A 19,175-nucleotide genomic window follows, 5' to 3' on the forward strand; every position below is an offset into this window, starting at 1 on the left:
AGTCATTGACGCAGGTGCCCCATGAGCGACCAGCAGGAATCCAACGAGAATCCGTCCGAACATCTGGACAACGAGCACATCGAGCACTCGACCCACTCCAGCACCGAACTGGCCCTGCCTGGGCAGAACCTGCCGGACAAGGTCTACGTCATCCCGATCCACAACCGTCCGTTCTTCCCCGCGCAGGTGCTGCCGGTCATCGTCAACGAAGAGCCGTGGGCGGAAACCCTCGACCTGGTCGCCAACACCGAACACCACTCGCTGGCGCTGTTCTTCATGGACACCCCGCCCGACGACCACCGTCATTTCGATACCTCCAGCCTGCCGCTGTACGGCACCCTGGTGAAGATCCACCACGCCAGCCGCGAAAACGGCAAGCTGCAGTTCGTCGCGCAAGGTCTGTCGCGCGTGCGCATCCGCACCTGGCTCAAGCATCACCGCCCGCCCTATCTGGTGGAAGTCGAATACCCGCAGCAGCCCATCGAGCCCACCGACGAGGTCAAGGCCTACGGCATGGCGCTGATCAACGCCATCAAGGAGCTGCTGCCGCTCAACCCGCTGTACAGCGAAGAGCTGAAGAACTACCTCAACCGCTTCAGCCCCAACGATCCCTCGCCGCTGACCGACTTCGCCGCCGCGCTCACCTCGGCCACGGGCAACGAGCTGCAAGGCGTGCTCGACTGCGTGCCGATGCTGCGACGCATGGAAAAAGTCCTGCCGATGCTGCGCAAGGAAGTCGAAGTCGCACGGCTGCAGAAAGAAATCTCCGCCGAGGTGAACAAGAAGATCGGCGAGCACCAGCGCGAGTTCTTCCTCAAGGAACAGCTCAAGGTCATCCAGCAGGAGCTGGGCCTGACCAAGGACGATCGCAGTGCCGACGTCGAGCAGTTCCAGCAGCGCCTGCAGGACAAGACCCTGCCGCCCGCGGCGCAGAAGCGCATCGACGAGGAAATGCAGAAACTGTCGATTCTGGAAACCGGTTCGCCCGAGTACGCCGTCACACGCAACTATCTGGACTGGGCCACTGCCCTGCCATGGGGTGTCTACGGCAAGGACAAGCTGGACCTCAAGCATGCGCGCAAGGTGCTCGACCAGCACCACGCCGGCTTGGATGACATCAAGACACGCATCATCGAATTCCTTGCCGTGGGCGCCTACAAAGGTGAAATCAGCGGTTCCATCGTGCTGCTGGTCGGTCCGCCAGGCGTGGGCAAGACCAGCGTCGGCAAGTCCATCGCCGAGTCCCTGGGCCGACCGTTCTATCGCTTCAGCGTGGGCGGCATGCGCGACGAGGCCGAAATCAAGGGCCACCGCCGCACCTACATCGGTGCCCAGCCGGGCAAGCTGGTGCAGGCGCTCAAGGACGTCGATGTGATGAACCCAGTGATCATGCTCGACGAAATCGACAAGATGGGCCAGAGCTTCCAGGGCGACCCGGCGTCGGCACTGCTGGAAACCCTGGACCCGGAACAGAACGTCGACTTCCTCGACCACTACCTGGATCTGCGCCTGGACTTGTCCAAGGTGCTCTTCGTGTGCACCGCCAACACCCTGGATTCCATCCCCGGCCCGCTGCTCGACCGCATGGAAGTGATCCGCCTGTCCGGCTACATCACCGAAGAGAAAATGGCGATCGCCAAGCGTCACCTGTGGCCCAAGCAGCTGGCCAAGGCAGGTGTCGACAAAAATCGCCTGACCATCAGCGACAGCGCCCTACGCACCGTCATTGAGGGCTATGCCCGCGAGGCCGGCGTGCGCCAGTTGGAGAAACAGCTGGGCAAACTGGTGCGCAAGGCAGTCGTGCAGTTGATCGACAAACCCGATGTGCCGATCAAACTGGTGCCCAAGGACCTTGAAGCTTCTCTGGGGATGCCGGTATTCCGCAGCGAGCAGGTGCTGTCGGGCAAAGGCGTGATTACCGGGTTGGCCTGGACCAGCATGGGTGGCGCGACCTTGCCGATCGAGGCGACGCGCATCCATACCCTGAACCGCGGTTTCAAGCTCACCGGGCAACTGGGCGAGGTGATGAAGGAGTCGGCGGAAATCGCCTACAGCTACATCAGCTCCAACCTTGCGCAGTTCGGCGCCGATTCCAAGTTCTTCGACGAAGCCTTCGTGCATCTGCACGTGCCTGAGGGCGCCACGCCCAAGGACGGTCCGAGTGCGGGGGTGACCATGGCCAGCGCCCTGCTGTCCCTGGCCCGCGATCAGGCGCCGAAGAAAGGCGTGGCCATGACCGGCGAACTGACCTTGACCGGGCACGTCCTGCCAATCGGCGGCGTGCGCGAAAAAGTCATCGCCGCACGACGCCAGAAGATCATGGAATTGATTCTGCCAGAGCCCAACCGAGGCAACTTCGAAGAGCTGCCGGATTACCTAAAGCAGGGCATCACCGTGCACTTTGCCAAACGTTTTGCCGACGTCGCCAAGATTCTCTTCTAACCCATCCACCCCCTGTAGCAGCGGCGCAAGCCGCGTCAGGGGGCATCGCGTCCCCTCAGACATACTTTATCTACCGCCGACGCGGCTCGCGCCGCTGCTACAACGGCCTCATCCGCCACACCCCTCGCGTCCTGACGCGGCGCGCGCGGTGGCTACGCCTCCAAACACCACAATCCCCTGTAGCAGCGGCGCGAGCCGCGTCCGGGTCCACCGCCGCCCCACCGAACGCACCGCAATCTTCTCAAACGCGGCCCGGGCGCCTGACTCCTGCACATTCGATGAACTGGGTTATGCTTGCCCCATCCTCGTCCGTTCGGAGCCACCATGTCCGTCGTCCGCCTGATACTGCCCGCCAGCCTCACCTTGCTTACGGCCTGCGCCCAGCAACCGCGGCATAACATCGAACTGGAAAACCAGAGCCAGTGCCCGGTTGCCCTCAGCGTCGGCCAGACCATCACCCTGCAATTGCCCACCAACCCCAGCACCGGCTACCGCTGGCTGGTACAGAACCCCGGTGCCAGCGTCCTGCGCAGCCTGGGCCCGGAGGTCTACAGCAGCGCTCGGGAAACCGGCGTGGTCGGTGCCGCCGGGCAATCCACCTGGCGCTTCCAGGCACGCGCGCCAGGTGATGGCCACCTGATGCTCGTGCTGCAACAACCCTGGGCCCCCGAGGTCCCGCCCGCTGAAACCTTCAGCTGCGACATCACCGTCAAGTAGCCTGTAGGAGCGGTCATCGGCCGCGAACGAGCCACCTCGGTACCTCTGTCACCCCGCGATATTCTTTCGCGGCCGATGACCGCTCCTACGGATCTCCTCAGGGCGCAAAAAACCACACCGCCCCCCACAAAAAATGCACCCCCGCCCCACATCCGCTAAAATGCCGCCCCGTTTTCCCGCAACCCGCCTGGATCGCCCCGTGAGCAAAGAGCCCGACCGCCTATTCGCCCAGCCCCTGAGCCAGGTCCCCGACTTCGCCTTCAACGAAGACGTGGTGCGCGTGTTCCCGGACATGATCAAACGCTCGGTGCCCGGTTACCCCACCATCGTGGAAAACCTCGGCGTGCTCGCGGCGCAATTCGCCCAGCCCAACACCACCCTCTACGACCTGGGCAGTTCGCTGGGCGCCGTCACCCAGGCGTTGCGCCGGCACGTGCGCACCGAAGACTGCCAGGTGATCGCAATCGACAACTCCCAGGCCATGGTCGAGCGCTGTCGTGAATACCTCAACGCGCAGAACTCCATGTTTCAGGAGCTGCTGCCGGTCACCGTCATCGAGGGCGACATCCTCGCCCTGGACTTCAAACCGGCGTCGGTCATCGCACTCAACTTCACCCTGCAGTTCATCCCCCCGGCCCAGCGCCTGGAACTGCTCACCCGCATCCACCAGGCCCTGGTGCCCGGCGGCGCACTGATCCTTTCGGAAAAGCTGCGCTTCGAAGACGACCAACAACACGACCTGCTCACCGACCTGCACATCGCCTTCAAACGCGCCAACGGCTACAGCGACCTGGAAATAGCGCAGAAACGCAGCGCCATCGAAAACGTCATGAAACCCGACAGCCTCGAAGAAAACCGCGATCGCCTGCTTGCTGCAGGCTTCAGCAAGGTCGTGCCCTGGTTCCAATGCCTCAACTTCGCCTCGATGATCGCCCTGCCATGATTGACCTGTCCCCGCTCGTCCGCCGCCTGGCCAACACCCCGCTGGCCAACTGGGCCAATGGCCTGCAAGCCCAGCTCGACACCAAGATGGAAAAAGGTCACGGCGACCTGCAACGCTGGCAGAGCGCCCTCGATGCCCTGCCCCCGGTCACCGCCTGCGACATCGACCTGGTCAACGGCCTGCGCCTGGACTGCGCAGACAACGCCTCCACCCACGACCAGATGCGCGCGGCCCTGATGGGCCTGTCACCCTGGCGCAAAGGCCCGTTCGACCTGTTCGGCGTCCACGTTGACACCGAATGGCGCTCGGACTGGAAATGGGAGCGCGTCGCCCCGCACCTCGACCTGCGCGGCAAACGGGTTCTCGACGTCGGCTGCGGCAATGGCTACTACCAATGGCGCATGCTCGGCGCCGGCGCCGACAGCGTCATCGGCGTCGACCCCAACTGGCTGTTCTTCTGCCAGTTCCAGGCGGTGCAGCGTTATCTGCCCGACCTGCCCGCCTGGCACCTGCCCTTCGCCCTGGAAGACCTGCCCGCCGGCCTCGAAGGTTTCGACACGGTGTTTTCCATGGGTGTGTTCTACCACCGCCGCTCCCCCATCGAGCACCTGCTGGCGCTCAAGGACTGCCTGGTCAAAGGCGGCGAACTGGTCCTGGAAACCTTGGTCGTCCCCGGCGACGTACATCAGGTCCTGGTGCCCGAAGACCGCTACGCGCAGATGCGCAACGTCTGGTTCCTCCCCTCCGTGCCCGCCCTGGAACTGTGGCTGCGCCGCGCCGGCTTCAGTGACGTGAAATGCGTGGACGTTAGCATCACTACCGTGGCCGAGCAGCGCGGCACCGAATGGATGAAGTTCCAGTCACTGAGTGACTTCCTCGATCCGGACGACCACAGCAAAACCGTCGAAGGCCTGCCCGCGCCGATGCGGGCGGTGATCACTGCCCGTAAATAACGGTCAAGCCTGGAACAGGCGAATGGGCGGTGAACAAACACCGTCGCACTCGCCTCTCTGCCGCTCATCGACTCCTTCACAGAACCACAAAAAAATCCTGAAGGGTTGCATTTCGCGGAAGGCAGGCAGGGCAAGGACTTGAGACTACCCATGGGAAAATCTGGCTATTTTCTGAACAGCCAGTCGGGTTTCCAAGCCGAACTCAAGCCTATATCCTGTGTCCACTTCTTACGAAAACCACCACATAGGCGATTTTCGTAAGGTTGCGGCTATTACTGCCTACACACCGGCAGTGAACGCAACAGTCCTGAGAAATACGAGTTTCGACCGATTTTTTTGTGACCGCACGTGAACACGAGCAAGCAAAAAACCCTATAATCGCCGCCCACTTCAAGGACCTGAGACATGACCCATCGCGACATCGAAGCCGGCACGAGTCCATCGACCGAAGCCCGACCGCGAAGCGAGTCCCTCAGCGCGTTCCGACCGGATCGTTGATAGCCCACGCTGTGGCACCACGCTGAAAAAGCCTGGACCCGGCGCCGCAACACGCACGTAACGCCAGGTTGCACCACGCAACCCCGGTAATCAGATTTCCAAATTCATCAGCCGCCACGAGCGGCCTCGAGCAGGAGCCTCCCCCATGCTGAGCTGGGACGAATTCGACAAAGAAGACGCAGCCGAACCCGCCAAAGGCGCCAACGCCGGCCACGCCAGCGAAGCTGCCATGGACAAACTCGACAGCGCCGGCGGTGCCGCCGCCCAGGAAGCCCGCGCCGCCCACGCCAGCGACTCCGCCGCCGTAGCCCGCGCCAAGGCCGCCCTGAACAAACTCGACATCGCCGAAGGCCTGGCCGAGCTCGAAGGCTCCGCCGCCCGCGTCGCCGTCGACGAAAAGCGCATGATCAACTGCCGCGCCGACCTCAACCAACTTGTCCCCTTCAAGTACGACTGGGCCTGGCAGAAGTACCTGGATGGCTGCGCAAACCACTGGATGCCGCAAGAAGTCAACATGAACGCCGACATCGCCCTCTGGAAAAACCCGGAAGGCCTGACCGACGACGAACGCCGCATCGTCATGCGCAACCTGGGCTTCTTCAGCACCGCCGACTCCCTGGTCGCCAACAACCTGGCCCTGGCCGTGTACCGCCTGATCACCAACCCGGAGTGCCGCCAGTACATCCTGCGCCAGGCTTTCGAAGAAGCGATCCACACCCACGCCTACCAGTACTGCATCGAATCACTGGGCATGGACGAAGGCGAAATCTTCAACATGTACCACGAGATCCCATCGGTCGCTAAAAAAGCCGCCTGGGGCCTCAAGTACACCCGCGCCATCTCCGACCCGGAATTCAACACCGGCACCGTCGAAACCGACAAAGAGCTGCTGCGCAACCTGATCGGCTACTACTGCGTACTCGAAGGCATCTTCTTCTACTGCGGCTTCACCCAGATCCTCTCCATGGGCCGCCGCAACAAGATGACCGGCGTCGCCGAGCAGTTCCAATACATCCTGCGCGACGAATCCATGCACCTGAACTTCGGCATCGACGTGATCAACCAGATCAAGATCGAAAACCCACACCTGTGGGACGCCGAACTCAAGGAAGAAGCCTCGCAGATGATTCTGCAAGGCACCCAGCTGGAAATCGAATACGCCCGCGACACCATGCCTCGCGGCGTGCTGGGCATGAACGCAGCGATGATGGAGGACTACCTCAAGTTCATCGCCAACCGTCGCTTGTCGCAGATTGGCTTGAAGGAAGAATACCCAGGCACCACGAACCCGTTCCCATGGATGAGCGAGATCATGGACTTGAAGAAGGAGAAGAACTTCTTTGAGACGCGAGTGATTGAGTATCAGACAGGTGGGGCGTTGAGCTGGGATTGAAATTTAAGCTGGATTCCCGCAAAACGAAGGTCGCCCATGGGCGACCTTTTTTGTGAAAAAATTTACCGAAAAAAAACCGACACAAAGCCATTGGCCACTGTTACCTCTGCACTGAACGCAGTACTCACGGCTTCAGCCAGCACCGTTCCAGCTTCGGCTGGTGAGTCCGTTGCACTGGCAGGACGAGAGCTGGATGCGGATGCGGGATTTGTTAGTGATCTTGGACAGCGAAGAAATCGATCACATGAAGGTAGGTTGTCGGCGCATGTCGGCTGGTGGAAGGTGTCTGCACGGTGTTCATGTAAGCCACCCGCCTGCTGAACAGTGTGTTTTTGGACTGTGTAGCTGCGCAGGACCTTCAGCCTACCAACATGTCGCTGAAAAATGCTCTCAAACGCATGCTGGATTATCATGTCGATGAAACCACGTTTCAGCGACACGTTTCCGGCACATGTCGCTGCCAGCGACATGACTGCGGGACGTGTCGCTAAAATCCAAAAATAGCGACATGATCCGCTCTTATGCATACACTCGGAACGCAATAGCGGCGCGCGTGTAGGTGCACGCTACGTTGAACCACCACAAATAGACCCAGGCTACAACGCTTATGATCGACTCTTCTCTGGTCTGGCGACCCGACAAACCCCATAACCAGCTTGGGGCATTACCACCTGCCGTCGAGCTGGAAACGCGTGCGGTGCTCAAACTCTGCATTCAAGCACGTAGCTCCCTGGCCGAGTTGAAGCAAGCGGCAGAGCTCATTCCCAATCAGACCGTGTTGATAAACACCATTCCGTTGCTGGAAGCCAAGGACAGCTCGGAAATAGAAAGCATCGTGACTACAACGGATCTGCTCTTTCAGCATGCCCATGACACGGCCAACCATGCAGACCCTGCTACGAAGGAAGCACTGCGTTATCGCAAAGCGCTGCATCAGGGCTTTCAGTCATTGGCCGAGCGCCCACTCTCCACTAACACCGCAGTAGAGATATGCCGCACGCTAAAGGGCGTGGACATGGACATACGGCGAGTGCCCGGTGTGCAGTTGGCGAATGATCGAACCGGCGAAATTATCTACACACCGCCAGACGGCGAAGAGCCCATACGCGACATGCTTGCGAATTGGGAGCGCTTCCTGCACTACGAGACCGATCTCGACCCATTGGTGCGGATGGCTGTCGGGCATTACCAGTTTGAAGCGATCCATCCCTTTACCGATGGTAACGGCCGCACAGGGCGCGTCCTCAACACGCTGTTTCTGATCCAGGAGGGGCTGTTGAATCTGCCGATTCTCTACCTCAGCCATTACATCATTGCCCATCGCGCGGACTACTATCGTCTGCTGCTCGATGTTACCCGCAACCAGGCATGGGAGCCGTGGATAAGATTCATGCTTACCGCCGTCAAAGAGACTACCGAATGGACCACGGCGAAAATCACCGCTATCCGCAGCTTGGCAGAGCACACCAGCCAATATGTTCGGGAGCAGTTGCCAAAAATCTATTCTCGCGAATTGGTCGATGTGATTTTCGAACAGCCCTACTGCCGCATTGGTAATGTCATCGACAAGCAGATTGCTCAGCGACAGGCTGCTTCACGCTACCTCAAGGATCTCGTGAGTATCGGCATTCTGCAGGAAGTGCAGGTAGGTAAAGAGAAGCTGTTTACTCATCCCAAGTTAATGCAGCTTTTGACTCGGGATAGGAACGACTTTACGCGCTATGGTTGAGAGCCAAAGAGCGGAAAAGTCTGCTTCTCGCTGCCCGCTTCCATCCCATTCACCTATTCATTTCTTTGCCATCGGGCGCTCAACGCAAGGGACCTGAACTAAACCGCCCCTCCCCCAACGACCGTGCATCATTCCCTCTGTCATCCCGTGCATCCAGATCCGCCCCCTTCGCCGCCAACGCCTCGAGAATATCCTTGCGCTGAAACAACGCCGCATACATCGCCGCCGTCTGTCCCGAGTTGTTTCGCTCATCCGTCGCGCAGTCTGCCTTGAGCAATCGATGGGCGATGCTCACTTCACCTTTGAAAATGGCCCCCATCAGCGCCGTATTCCCACGTTTATCCTGGCTACACGGATTCGCCCCAGCCGCCAGCAACTGCTCCACAGCCGCCGTCTGGCCGTGATAAGCCGCCAGAATCAGCGCGGTGTAGCCGCTTTCGTCGCGGGTGTCCAAGTCATAATGAGCCTCGATGAACGCGCCCAAACGGTCGGTGCTGCCCGAACGTGCGGCGTCGAAGTACAGTTCACGAAGTTGCTGGCGGGTATCGGGGGGTGGTGTGTCATCGGCCAAGGCAGCTGTTGAAAGCATCATCGCCGAGCAGATCCAGGGAATGAAATATCGCATGAGATTTTGCTCCTGTAGATCACCGACCGTTGTTACACGGCCGGTGATCGGATGCATCAGTCCTGAAGCTTGGCGGCCAACTGTTTGACCTTTTCCAAATCGCCATTGGCAACTTTGGTCACGCCTGTGCCGTAGGCCGGATCGGCCTTGTACAGATACGACAGCATGATGTTTTTGCTTTCGGTATCCGTGTCAGCCAAAGAACCGCCGAAGCTGTTGATCAGGTCCTGCTGCTCCTTGGACGAATAGGAGCGGTACAAGTCGCCCGCCTGTTTGAAGTTCTGCTCGCGCTGGATCTTCGCCTGCTGAGTAGTACCACTCAAAGCCGTTTGGCTGTAACGCGCGCTGTCGTCACTTGGGCGCGGTGCGAGACGGCTCGGCTCGTAGTTCACCCCACCGGTGGTATGTCCGCTGTTCAAGGCGCCATCCTGGTTGCCATTGTTGACGGTGACGCGCGGACGGTTGATCGGCAAGCTCATGCCGTTGGCGCCCAGGCGGTACATCTGGGTATCGGCGTACGAGAACACACGGCCTTGCAGGAGACGGTCTTCCGACGGCTCGATCCCCGGCACTACGTTGGACGGTGCCATGGCGACCTGTTCGGTCTCCTGGAAGAAGTTATCGACGTTCTTGTTCAGTACCATCTGCCCGATCTTCTGCTCCGGTACGTCAGGCCAGATCTTGGTCGCGTCGAGCGGGTCGAATGCAAACTTGGCCAGGTCTTCAGGTTTGAGCACCTGGATATACAAGTCCCACTTCGGGAAATCACCCTTGTTGATTGCGGTGACCAGGTCATGGGTCATGTGCGCGTAGTCTTTGCCCTGGGTTTGCACGACTTGTTCCGGGTCCAGATTCTTCAGACCTTGCAGGCTCTTCCAGTGAAACTTCACGTAGTGCACTTCGCCTTTGGCGTTGACGAACTTGTAGGCGTGCACGCCATTGCCGTCCATGAAGCGATAGCCTGCAGGCGTGCCTTCGTTTGAGTACAGCAGGGTGAGCGTGCGGGTCGCTTCCGGCACGTGGGAGAAGAAGTCGAAACGACGGGAATCATCGTCGAGGTTGGTGCGCGGGTCGGGTTTGAACGCATGCACCATGTCGGGAAACTTGATGGCGTCACGAATGAAGAAGGTCGGGAAGTTATTGCCGACCAGATCCCAGTTGCCGTCCGCCGTATAGAACTTGGTCGCGAAACCACGTGGGTCGCGCAGCGTTTCCGGCGAGTGGTTGCCGTGGACGACCGACGAGAAGCGCACGAACACCGGTGTATGGGTGCCTGGCGTAAACACCTTGGCCTTGGTCAACTCACTGATGTTGCTGGAAGCGACGAACTCGCCATGCACACCCGTACCACGGGCATGCACCACGCGCTCTGGAATGCGCTCGCGGTCGAAGCGCTGCAGTTTCTGCAACAGCTGAACGTCCTGAAGCAGCGCCGGCCCGTTGGGTCCAGCGGTCTGAGAATTCTGGTTATCGCCGACGGCGGCGCCATTGTCGCGGGTCAAGGTATCGGCAAACGCGGACGACAAAGACATGCCGATGGCCAATGCAGTGACCGCATACCCTGATAAGGTCCTGATTTTCATAGTGAATCCCTCACGGTTCTTATGACTGAATACACCGAGAGGGTAACGGCACTGGAGGATGAGGCTAAATTGGAAGAGCCTATCAAGGCGATAGGCAGAGACGAGCTGATACGGCATGGCAGGCTCCCAACGTAAGGGTGCCAACCATGTCAGGCGCCTACTGCAACCTATGCCAACACACCTAGCCTTATCGATCTGGCGGCCATTGCTGATAAGTGGGCAGCCCTTGCCCATCAAGCCAAGCTACATCTTGCTCGATCCAAATATGATAGGCAGGCCGTTGGCCGGGGTCTTCATCCAATGTCGCTACACGTACTATGATCACCCCCGAATCACTGCGCTCGGCGGCAAGATGTGAGCCACACCGGGAGCAAAAGTGGCGGACTTTCCCGGGGGATGATTCAAACACACTCAGGGCGTCTATCCCCTGAGTCCACTTGAAATGCTTCCGAAGCACGCCGGCCGTGGAGACATAGGAGGCGGCATGCGTTTTTCGGCAGGTTACACAATGGCAGTGAACAATAGGCATATCGACTTGATCGATCTCGTAACCGACAGTTCCACATGCGCAGCTTCCTTTCATCTCAGTTTCCTCCTGGATGGGTCTTTCAAACTACCATCGAAGATCCGCGCAAACACGCGCTTCGAGGCAGTCATCTTGTTTAATTGAAATAGCTAATCGCTGTATATCACGCTATGCTCCGCGCCCCTTCATATCTGGACAGGAATCCACCATGAAAACCCACATCGCATTTCTGCTTCTTGCCGTTATCGGCCTTTCCGGTTGCGTACAGACTGCTTACAGTAAAAGTGTCACCGTTACCAAAGACGCCGATGGCCGCGTTGTACAGACAGTAGAAACAGAAACCGTGACTCAACCAGGTCAGGGCTACGAGATGCGTCTTGAGAAGATCAAAGGCGTGCAGCGCTAAGCGAGGAAAAGGACCGCTGCAAGATTTTGCGGCGGTTCATGAACAGCCGCACATCACTCCTGTTCAGTAAGCTCCCTCTCGCAACCCATCCTCCGGCACGAATATCCACCCCTCCACCGGATCGATATCCGCCATCGGCTGAGCCAGCCATTGCGGTCTATGCTCGAAGGCCCAGGCCAGCAACGCGCACGTCAGCGCATCCTGTGCATCGATATGTTCAAGCCCCGCTACAAATATTCGCGGAACGCTCGCGCCGTCAACGTAGAAAGGCGCTCGCAAGGCCTCGATGCAGGCCGACCGCTTGCACGCAGAGGGATAGGCCTCGATCGCCCGCAGCATCCGCCCGTCCGTCCATACGCCACAGGCTTCACGAATGGGCGCGAATCGCCCCAGCACATGCATGCCCTTGGTTGCCTGGCTGCCGATCATGTCCTTGATCGGCGACAGCGGATAGAGCCCTCGTTCGAACAGAAAATGTTCGGTACGCCGGTGCAGGTAGGGGTTGCTGGATGACTCGCCAACAGTGGGCACGGCCATGCCACGGGTGATGAGGTCGATGAAAGGTCGGGAGAAGCCCAGCGGAGTGTCGATGCCCATGAGCAGGCGGGGCGCTTGATGAACTGCAGTGTCTATTGCGCACAGTTTCAACAGCCCATGGATAAACTCTTCCGTGGAACTTGCTTCATTGATCGTCCGACGCAGATTGCCCCGCCAAGGCTTACCGACTAACCGGCGCTCAGCATTCAGAACGACCAGAGCATCGCGGCTAGCCGGGTTCCGGTCGCAATTCCAGCCGCCGACGTCCCAGCCCATGAAGAGTGTGGAAGCGTTCGGTTCAGTCATGGCGGGCACTCATGCAGGTAAAGAAAATATTCGACGCCTGTTCAAAAACAACGGGACTGTTCCATTTATCCACGCTATCTGTATCTATCAATCCGATGTCAGCGGTTGTGTAATGCACGACGGTGTTTCGCCCCTCTCAGAGCCTGCTTGGAAACATAAAGGACCCTATCATGCGAAAGGACTACATCGCATTCTTCGTCTCATTGTTCCTGTCACGCCTCGCGGACCAGATTCTATTGTTCATCGTTCCGCTGGTGGTCTTCCAGGCGACTCAGAGCGCAGCGTGGGCCGGCCTTGCGTTCTTTGTTGAATCGTTGCCCAGGTTTTTGGCCTTCCCTTTCTGTGGCGTATTGTGCGACCGCTTCTCACCCGTCCGAATTCTGCATATCAGCCAGATCTACCGGGTTTTACTTTGTGTGCTGGCCGTTATTCTGTCCCTGTTGTTCGGTGGCATCGCCTGGCTGGTGGTGTTGTCGGCGCTGTGTGGCGTACTGACAACCCGAGGCGTCATGGCTCGCGAAGTACTGATGCCACGCGTATTCCACCACTACAGCTACACCAAGACCCTCTCCTACTCGCAAATCGCCGACCAGACCGGTTTAGTCCTGGGCCCATTGGTCGCTGCATTGATGCTGGAAGTCTGGGCCTGGCACTGGGTTGTGCTGTGTGTCGCTGGGGTATTTCTGCTGGCCGATGCAAGCATGCTGATCTGGCAACGGCTCAGTCAGATAGATATCGCGCCATTCGACCAGGGTCAAGGCGCGTGGCTACAACCTTTTCGAGTTGCCATTGGGCATATCCGTACCACAGCGCAATTGCGCAAAATCATCACGTTGGCCGTTGGAGTGAACCTGATCGTCGGCGTGACGGCGGCTACTTCGGCGGCCATGGTGATCGGAAGTTTCAGCGCGGACAAGGACAGCTACGCCTGGCTGCAGGCGGCGGGGGCCGTCGCCACCATCGCCATACTGGTACTGCTCGCGCGCGTCGTCATTCCCCTGAGGGTACTGGGCGGTGTGTCATACGTGCTGATCGCTGCAGGTGGGTTCATCTGCGCAATGACTCCGAACCTGGCAGGCTATGTATCAGGTTTTTTGTTGATCGTGGGCTTCGACAAGATGTTCAACGTCTACATGCGCAGCATTCGTCAGCGCGTCATTCCCCCTCAGGATTTCGGCAAGACGGTGGGAGTGATCACCCTGCTCAATAACCTGTCGCAGCCAGCGGCGGGCTTACTCGTCGCCCTCTTGGCCGCGCCCGTTGGTACGCAGAAGGTGATCCTGACACTGGCTATTATGTCCACCGTACTGGGCGCAACGGCTCACTGGTGGTTGGGCCAAGCAGGCTCGTGCGCTTCGGACCAGAAAACGTGCCGCTAAGGCAGCCCTACCCCTGCAAACGTGCCAACGCGGTTGCCCGGCAGCTTTCCAGAATCTCATCAGCCAGCGCAGAGTCATCCGGACATGCTCTGGAGAGCATCAGTGCGCCGACCAAGTGCGCCAGGGCATTGATTCGCTCGGCCCGTGCAGCCTGCCGCGTGGCCTCGTCTACCTCGACCGAAGCAGGCTCCACACCGGCCAGGATCCGCTCCATCCCCTGCGCAAACACCGCCTTGATCTCTTCAGGCTGGCGGGCGGCATCGGCCGACAATGCCGCCAGGGTGCAGCCCTCACCAGGTGCATCGCGATGCTCGCGCGACAGGTAGCCCTCGATCAGCGCTGCACGTTCGGCCTGAGCCGTGCTGGCTTCCATCTGCGCGAAGCCACACGCCGCCGCCTCGCTCATGAGGTCTGCCTTGGAGCGGAAATGCTTGTAGAAACCGCCGTGAGTGAAGCCGGCCGCGGCCATCAGATCAGCCACGCTCACGCCGTCGTAACCCCGCTCGCGAAACAGGGTGGAGGCGGTTTCAACGATGTGCGCACGGTTGGCCTGCGCCTGTGCCTTGCTGACCTTCATGTCGATGCCTGTGAGGTGAAGACTGACGCCAAGTATACATTGATGTCGACTGACATCAAAATGCTTGACGGTTTAGATTTCGATCATCATCATAAATTCGTCGCAGCGCAGGGCTGCCATCTAGCCGTCAGGAATCTCCTCCGATGAACACGCTCCCCACTGTAATGATCACCGGCGCCTCCACCGGCATCGGCGCCACCTACGCCGAACGTTTCGCCCGCCGCGGGCACGACCTGGTCCTGGTCGCACGCAACCGCGATCGCCTGGAAAAACTGGCCGCAAGATTGCGCGACGAAAACGGTGTGAACATCACCCTCATGCAAGCGGACCTGACCCGCGCCGAAGATCTGGCCCAAGTGGAGAAGCGCCTGGCCGAAGATGCCAGCATCGGTGTCCTGATCAACAACGCCGGCGCAGGTCAGGCCGGCGGCTTCACCCAACAAAGCGCCAGCGCCCTCGACAGCCTGCTCGCGCTCAATGTGACTGCAGTGACACGCCTGGCAGCGGCCATCGCTCCACGTCTGGCGCAGGCGGGTCATGGCAGTATCGTCAACATTGGCTCGGTGATGGGTCTGGCTCCTGAGATGCAGATGACCGTGTATGGTGCCACCAAGGCGTTCGTGCTGTTCCTGTCCCAAGGCTTGCAAGCGGAACTGGGCCCCAAGGGCGTCTATGTACAAGCGGTGCTGCCCGCAACCACACGCACCGAGATCTGGCAGCATTCCGGGATCGATATCGCGACCTTGCCTGAAGTCATGGAGGTGGGCGATCTGGTGGACGCCGCCCTGGCAGGTTACGACCGTCGCGAGCTCGTCACCATCCCACCGCTGCATGTGGCCGAGCGCTGGACGGCACTCAACGATAGTCGTTATTTGCTGCTCGCGGATCTGCGCCAGGCAACGCCGGCCGAGCGCTATCTGACTCCTGCCACTGTTGGGCAATGAGTCATGAAAGCGTTCGTCATCGATCGTTACGGTAAAGGTGTTGTAGGCCAGATAGCCGAAATGCCCGAACCCACCTTGGCTGGCAGCGACGTCTTGGTACTCGTGCATGCGGCCGGCGTCAATGCGCTGGACATCAAGATTCGCAACGGCGAATTCAAGTTGATCCTGCCGTACACGCTACCCCTGGCATTGGGTAATGACGTAGCGGGCGTGGTGCTCGAAGTCGGAGCCAATGTCACCCGCTTCAAACCCGGCGACGAAGTGTATGCCCGGCCGCACCCGTCGCGTATCGGCACCTTCGCCGAACGCATTGCCATCGATCAATCGTATGTAGCCGCCAAGCCAGTGAACCTGACCATGGTCCAGGCAGCGTCTCTACCCTTGGTGACTTTGACCGCCTGGCAAGTCCTGGTCGAAACCGCCAAGGTCAAGCCGGGCCAGAAAGTCTTGATCCACGCAGGCTCAGGTGGCGTGGGTACGGTCGCCATTCAGTTGGCCAAACACTTGGGCGCCTATGTGGCCACTACCACCAGCACGGCCAATGTCGAGTGGTTGAAGGCCTTGGGCGCCGATCAGGTGATCGATTACAAAGCGCAGGATTTCGCCCGACAGCTGCAAGACTACGATGTAGTACTCAACAGCCTGGGATCGGACGTATTGAGCGAGTCGGTGATGGTCTTGAAGCCCGGCGGCCAGTTGATCTCCATCTCCGGCCCCCCGACCCCGGCGTTCGCCGCCAGCCAGGGCCTCGGCTGGCCCCTGAAGCAACTTATGCGGTTGTTAAGCTACCGCATCCGCAAACAGGTCAGTCAGCAGGGCTGCAGCTATGATTTCGTATTCATGCGCGCGGACGGCGAGCAACTCGCACACATCAGCCAGCTCGTGGAAAGCGGTGTCATCACCCCGGTGATCGACACGGTCTATCCCTTCGCGAAGATTGCAGACGCACTGGCCCACGTCCGAAATGGTCGCGCAAAGGGGAAAGTGGTGATCCAGATGCAACCACCTGCATGAAATGTCGCAGCAGGTAAGGTCAGGCGTATGGAAGAAACAGCCATTACCGCTTAGTCTGAGCGTCGCAGGCCCTGCGATGCGTCCGGGGCGTGCACAAAGCTTCTTACCCCATTCAAAGGACTTGAACCCTGTGAAAGCGTTAATCGTCATCGACGTACAACAAGGCCTGTTCCAGGCAGAGCCGGCACCTGCCTTCGCACATGATGTGATCGAACGCATCAACACACTCACAGTGGCAGCCAGAGCACAGAACGTGCCCGTAATCTTCGTCCAGCACGAGCTCGCCAACGGCGAGTTTCTCGTGCGAGGCAGTGCTACCTGGGCGCTCGATCATCGACTCGTCACCGCAGAAACAGATCGCTACCTCAGCAAAACTACCCCCGACTCGTTTCTGCGGACCGACCTCCAGTCCCTGTTGCAGCAGTTCGATATTTCGCACCTTGTGGTATGCGGCTATGCGACCGAGTTCTGTGTGGATACCACGATCCGCCGCGGTGCAGGTCTGGGCTATGAAATCACCTTGATCAGCGATGCTCACACTACGCAGTCCAAGCCACATGCCGATGCTGCGCAGATCATTGACCACCATAACGCGACCTTATCCAGCATCAAGAGCTTCGGTGTACGTATCCAGGCGCTGCAAACCGCAGCCGTCGACTTCAATACCTGAATAGAGAACACCCACACTCAAGAGGTCCGTACACTCAAATCGAGGGTACGGATGCACCGCACACCAGTTGCGCGAACCCTTCCCGAACTGGATGCCCGCTCGCGCGTTTATGGGTCAACAGGTAATGGTCCACCCTGGGGAATACCAGCTCGTCGCGCGCCATCACATTCAGAAATGCTCGATGATTGTCGTAGACGCCCCTGGGGACTACCGCCATGCCTATCCCCTGCTCGACACACGCCATGATGCCGCCCCAGCTCCCACACACCACTGTTTCCACACCCTGCAACGACGCCTTGCACCAGGCCAGTGCCACCGCCTGGAAAGGGCACCCTTCAGGCCATGCCAGAAGCTTTCGGTTGTTCAGATCCAAGGGGCCCTGCTGCAACCACGCCTGCGGATGAACCAACACCGGCCGCTCACCTGTGATCTTATGAGTCGTGAGCTTCGGATTGACCGGAGCAAACGCAACTATGGCAATATCCAGCCTCCCTTCCACAACGCTCTCTACAAGATCCGGCCATGTACCCGTAGTGATCTCCAATACCACTTGGGGATACTCACGCGTGAACGCCGCAACTATGGCGGCCAAGCGGGTACTGACAAAAGAATCGATCCCCCCCACTTTGAGCGTACCGCTGAGCTTTTGGGTGTCATCGAAACACGCCTGCGCTTCGGAAAATGCCTCCAGCACCTTTTCTGCATGAGTCAGCAGGTGCTTTCCAGCGGCGCTTAATTCGACGCCTTTGTCTCGTCTATTCAATAGACAGCATCCGAGCTCGGCCTCCAGGGCCTTCATGCGCGCTGTCACGTTCGAGGGTACGCAATGCACCGATTTGGCGGCCTTGACGATGCTTCCCGCTTTATAGATAGCGGTGAGCATCCTTAATTGCGAGATATCCATATACACCTCTGGTGAATCGCCGATTCATTTATTTTTAGTTGTGCGAGCCTCCTAGCCCATGGATTCTACTGCTACTGCCTAGTCAGCATCAAAAACCAAACGACAACTTCGAAGCACCAAGTTACAAACAAGGAGCTGCGCATGTCCGGTTATTATGAAGAGATCACCAAGCTCGCTACCTCTGTACATCAGCACGGCGCTTTGAATAACGCCTTTTATGAACGCTGGCTGGCCGCCCCGCTGTCTTTTGATGAACTGGCGCTGTTTGCGAAGAATTATTTGGTAAGAACTTCGCAGACTTCGACAATGCTTGCATTGTCGCTGGTACACACCGACAACCTCTGCGCCCGCGTCGAGATTGCCAAGAATCTGTACTCCGAATACGGCTACGGTCAACCGCAGAAAGCCCACATTCATTTGCTGGAGAATTTCCTGACCGATCTCCTGAGCAGAGTAGCGGTTGCTTACACGCCAGTGACAAAGCTGAGCGATGATCTGATCCTGCCAAGCACTCGCCAGTTCGTGGCTGAGCAGCAAGCCCTGTACACCCGCACGCCTGAGAAAAGTGGCTGTCAGCGCGCATTGGGCGCACTGTTGGCCCAGGAATGGCTCGCATTTTCCACGCTCACCCGCCTGTATGAGGGCGTGCGGCACTACCAGCATCTCTACGCTTCCAACGACGAATTCCACGAGCATTGCGAGTACTTCTACGTCCATATCGGCAATGCCGAGAAGGAGCACAAGATACAGGCGATTCACACAGCCACTCTCGAGTGTCACGACGATGATGAGTTCGCAGCGCTGGCAGACGGTTTCTATGATTTCATGACACTAACGGAGCAGTACTGGAACGGCATCGCCCATGCCATGGGGTATCGCCCGAGCCAAGAGCAAGCACCCTCCACACTCAGTATCTGAAAATCAGCCAGAAAGACAAAACCCCTACCTGCTTGCGCAGATAGGGGTTTCGGAATTGAATCTTGACGATGACCTACTCTCACATGGGGAAACCCCACACTACCATCGGCG

Annotated in this window: 18 protein-coding genes; 12 read left to right on the forward strand and 6 right to left on the reverse strand. The window is 58.9% G+C overall.

The window, feature by feature from the left end; genetic code table 11:
- Positions 1-21: 21 nt before the first annotated feature.
- The 6 genes from lon (at position 22) to fic (ending at position 8,675) form a co-directional block, all read left to right on the forward strand.
- Positions 22-2,442: an endopeptidase La gene (lon, locus tag ASF66_RS11345; RefSeq protein WP_056843910.1), complete on the forward strand. Its 2,421-nt coding sequence runs from the start codon at positions 22-24 to the stop codon at positions 2,440-2,442.
- A gap of 324 nt (positions 2,443-2,766) precedes the next feature.
- Positions 2,767-3,159: a protease inhibitor I42 family protein gene (locus tag ASF66_RS11350; protein WP_056843911.1), complete on the forward strand. Its 393-nt coding sequence runs from the start codon at positions 2,767-2,769 to the stop codon at positions 3,157-3,159.
- 160 nt (positions 3,160-3,319) lie between these two features.
- Positions 3,320-4,102, forward strand: a complete 783-nt coding sequence (gene cmoA, locus ASF66_RS11355) for a carboxy-S-adenosyl-L-methionine synthase CmoA (RefSeq protein ID WP_177331297.1) — start codon at positions 3,320-3,322, stop codon at positions 4,100-4,102.
- Positions 4,099-5,055: a tRNA 5-methoxyuridine(34)/uridine 5-oxyacetic acid(34) synthase CmoB gene (gene cmoB / locus ASF66_RS11360; RefSeq protein ID WP_056843913.1), complete on the forward strand. Its 957-nt coding sequence runs from the start codon at positions 4,099-4,101 to the stop codon at positions 5,053-5,055. The genes cmoA and cmoB overlap by 4 nt, the downstream gene beginning before the upstream one ends.
- A 643-nt stretch (positions 5,056-5,698) precedes the next feature.
- Positions 5,699-6,946, forward strand: coding sequence for a ribonucleotide-diphosphate reductase subunit beta (locus ASF66_RS11365; protein ID WP_043184931.1), 1,248 nt, complete (start codon positions 5,699-5,701; stop codon positions 6,944-6,946).
- Between the two features lie 607 nt (positions 6,947-7,553).
- Positions 7,554-8,675, forward strand: coding sequence for a protein adenylyltransferase Fic (gene fic / locus ASF66_RS11370; RefSeq protein ID WP_056843914.1), 1,122 nt, complete (start codon positions 7,554-7,556; stop codon positions 8,673-8,675).
- A gap of 79 nt (positions 8,676-8,754) precedes the next feature.
- Here fic and ASF66_RS11375 read toward each other — a convergent pair whose 3' ends face one another.
- The 3 genes from ASF66_RS11375 to ASF66_RS22060 form a co-directional block, all read right to left on the reverse strand.
- Entirely contained in the window at positions 8,755-9,300 is a 546-nt protein-coding gene (locus ASF66_RS11375; RefSeq protein WP_056843915.1) for an ankyrin repeat domain-containing protein, read from the reverse strand.
- A gap of 56 nt (positions 9,301-9,356) precedes the next feature.
- On the reverse strand, positions 9,357-10,832 hold the full coding sequence (gene katB, locus ASF66_RS11380; RefSeq protein ID WP_056843954.1) for a catalase KatB: 1,476 nt from the start codon (positions 10,830-10,832) through the stop codon (positions 9,357-9,359).
- 238 nt (positions 10,833-11,070) lie between these two features.
- Positions 11,071-11,466 (reverse strand): GFA family protein, encoded by a 396-nt coding sequence (locus tag ASF66_RS22060; protein ID WP_082484640.1) that lies wholly within the window; start codon positions 11,464-11,466, stop codon positions 11,071-11,073.
- A 151-nt stretch (positions 11,467-11,617) separates the two neighbouring features.
- Between ASF66_RS22060 and ASF66_RS11390 the strand changes: the two genes are divergently transcribed.
- On the forward strand, positions 11,618-11,815 hold the full coding sequence (locus ASF66_RS11390; protein WP_056843917.1) for a hypothetical protein: 198 nt from the start codon (positions 11,618-11,620) through the stop codon (positions 11,813-11,815).
- A 63-nt stretch (positions 11,816-11,878) separates the two neighbouring features.
- Here the strand turns inward: ASF66_RS11390 and ASF66_RS11395 are convergent, their stop codons facing one another.
- The gene (locus tag ASF66_RS11395; protein WP_056843918.1) at positions 11,879-12,658 is read right to left on the reverse strand and encodes a hypothetical protein; all 780 of its coding nucleotides are present in this window, start codon (positions 12,656-12,658) and stop codon (positions 11,879-11,881) included.
- 170 nt (positions 12,659-12,828) lie between these two features.
- Between ASF66_RS11395 and ASF66_RS11400 the strand changes: the two genes are divergently transcribed.
- Positions 12,829-14,037, forward strand: a complete 1,209-nt coding sequence (locus ASF66_RS11400) for an MFS transporter (RefSeq protein ID WP_056843919.1) — start codon at positions 12,829-12,831, stop codon at positions 14,035-14,037.
- Between the two features lie 7 nt (positions 14,038-14,044).
- Here the strand turns inward: ASF66_RS11400 and ASF66_RS11405 are convergent, their stop codons facing one another.
- Positions 14,045-14,614 carry a TetR/AcrR family transcriptional regulator gene (locus tag ASF66_RS11405; protein ID WP_056843920.1) on the reverse strand — a complete coding sequence of 190 codons (570 nt, stop codon included), beginning with the start codon at positions 14,612-14,614 and terminating at the stop codon, positions 14,045-14,047.
- A gap of 143 nt (positions 14,615-14,757) precedes the next feature.
- Here ASF66_RS11405 and ASF66_RS11410 point away from each other — a divergent pair, with 143 nt between their 5' ends.
- The 3 genes from ASF66_RS11410 to ASF66_RS11420 all read left to right on the forward strand — a co-directional run bounded on the left by ASF66_RS11410 (position 14,758) and on the right by ASF66_RS11420 (position 17,242).
- The gene (locus ASF66_RS11410; protein ID WP_056843921.1) at positions 14,758-15,558 is read left to right on the forward strand and encodes an SDR family NAD(P)-dependent oxidoreductase; all 801 of its coding nucleotides are present in this window, start codon (positions 14,758-14,760) and stop codon (positions 15,556-15,558) included.
- Between the two features lie 3 nt (positions 15,559-15,561).
- Positions 15,562-16,572 (forward strand): NADP-dependent oxidoreductase, encoded by a 1,011-nt coding sequence (locus ASF66_RS11415; protein WP_056843922.1) that lies wholly within the window; start codon positions 15,562-15,564, stop codon positions 16,570-16,572.
- A gap of 130 nt (positions 16,573-16,702) precedes the next feature.
- Positions 16,703-17,242: a cysteine hydrolase family protein gene (locus ASF66_RS11420; protein ID WP_201782771.1), complete on the forward strand. Its 540-nt coding sequence runs from the start codon at positions 16,703-16,705 to the stop codon at positions 17,240-17,242.
- 34 nt (positions 17,243-17,276) lie between these two features.
- Here ASF66_RS11420 and ASF66_RS11425 read toward each other — a convergent pair whose 3' ends face one another.
- The gene (locus ASF66_RS11425) at positions 17,277-18,146 is read right to left on the reverse strand and encodes a LysR family transcriptional regulator (RefSeq protein WP_056843924.1); all 870 of its coding nucleotides are present in this window, start codon (positions 18,144-18,146) and stop codon (positions 17,277-17,279) included.
- A 141-nt stretch (positions 18,147-18,287) separates the two neighbouring features.
- Here ASF66_RS11425 and ASF66_RS11430 point away from each other — a divergent pair, with 141 nt between their 5' ends.
- Positions 18,288-19,064 (forward strand): iron-containing redox enzyme family protein, encoded by a 777-nt coding sequence (locus ASF66_RS11430; RefSeq protein ID WP_056843925.1) that lies wholly within the window; start codon positions 18,288-18,290, stop codon positions 19,062-19,064.
- The last annotated feature ends 111 nt before the right edge of the window (positions 19,065-19,175 follow it).

It is taken from the genome of Pseudomonas sp. Leaf129 (genome assembly GCF_001423465.1).
In the GTDB taxonomy this organism is placed as follows: domain Bacteria; phylum Pseudomonadota; class Gammaproteobacteria; order Pseudomonadales; family Pseudomonadaceae; genus Aquipseudomonas; species Aquipseudomonas coleopterorum.

What these genes read in the sequence shown, in the direction of transcription:
- ASF66_RS11350 (WP_056843911.1), top strand. Translation starts at nt 2,767, where the DNA reads ATGTCCGTCGTCCGCCTGATACTGCCCGCCAGCCTCACCTTGCTTACG.
- fic (WP_056843914.1), top strand. Translation starts at nt 7,554, where the DNA reads ATGATCGACTCTTCTCTGGTCTGGCGACCCGACAAACCCCATAACCAG.
- ASF66_RS11415 (WP_056843922.1), top strand. Translation starts at nt 15,562, where the DNA reads ATGAAAGCGTTCGTCATCGATCGTTACGGTAAAGGTGTTGTAGGCCAG.
- ASF66_RS11375 (WP_056843915.1), bottom strand. Translation starts at nt 9,300, where the DNA reads ATGCGATATTTCATTCCCTGGATCTGCTCGGCGATGATGCTTTCAACA.
- ASF66_RS11405 (WP_056843920.1), bottom strand. Translation starts at nt 14,614, where the DNA reads ATGAAGGTCAGCAAGGCACAGGCGCAGGCCAACCGTGCGCACATCGTT.
- ASF66_RS11395 (WP_056843918.1), bottom strand. Translation starts at nt 12,658, where the DNA reads ATGACTGAACCGAACGCTTCCACACTCTTCATGGGCTGGGACGTCGGC.
- ASF66_RS11400 (WP_056843919.1), top strand. Translation starts at nt 12,829, where the DNA reads ATGCGAAAGGACTACATCGCATTCTTCGTCTCATTGTTCCTGTCACGC.
- ASF66_RS22060 (WP_082484640.1), bottom strand. Translation starts at nt 11,466, where the DNA reads ATGAAAGGAAGCTGCGCATGTGGAACTGTCGGTTACGAGATCGATCAA.
- ASF66_RS11430 (WP_056843925.1), top strand. Translation starts at nt 18,288, where the DNA reads ATGTCCGGTTATTATGAAGAGATCACCAAGCTCGCTACCTCTGTACAT.
- ASF66_RS11410 (WP_056843921.1), top strand. Translation starts at nt 14,758, where the DNA reads ATGAACACGCTCCCCACTGTAATGATCACCGGCGCCTCCACCGGCATC.
- cmoA (WP_177331297.1), top strand. Translation starts at nt 3,320, where the DNA reads ATGCCGCCCCGTTTTCCCGCAACCCGCCTGGATCGCCCCGTGAGCAAA.
- cmoB (WP_056843913.1), top strand. Translation starts at nt 4,099, where the DNA reads ATGATTGACCTGTCCCCGCTCGTCCGCCGCCTGGCCAACACCCCGCTG.
- katB (WP_056843954.1), bottom strand. Translation starts at nt 10,832, where the DNA reads ATGTCTTTGTCGTCCGCGTTTGCCGATACCTTGACCCGCGACAATGGC.
- ASF66_RS11425 (WP_056843924.1), bottom strand. Translation starts at nt 18,146, where the DNA reads ATGGATATCTCGCAATTAAGGATGCTCACCGCTATCTATAAAGCGGGA.
- ASF66_RS11390 (WP_056843917.1), top strand. Translation starts at nt 11,618, where the DNA reads ATGAAAACCCACATCGCATTTCTGCTTCTTGCCGTTATCGGCCTTTCC.
- ASF66_RS11365 (WP_043184931.1), top strand. Translation starts at nt 5,699, where the DNA reads ATGCTGAGCTGGGACGAATTCGACAAAGAAGACGCAGCCGAACCCGCC.
- lon (WP_056843910.1), top strand. Translation starts at nt 22, where the DNA reads ATGAGCGACCAGCAGGAATCCAACGAGAATCCGTCCGAACATCTGGAC.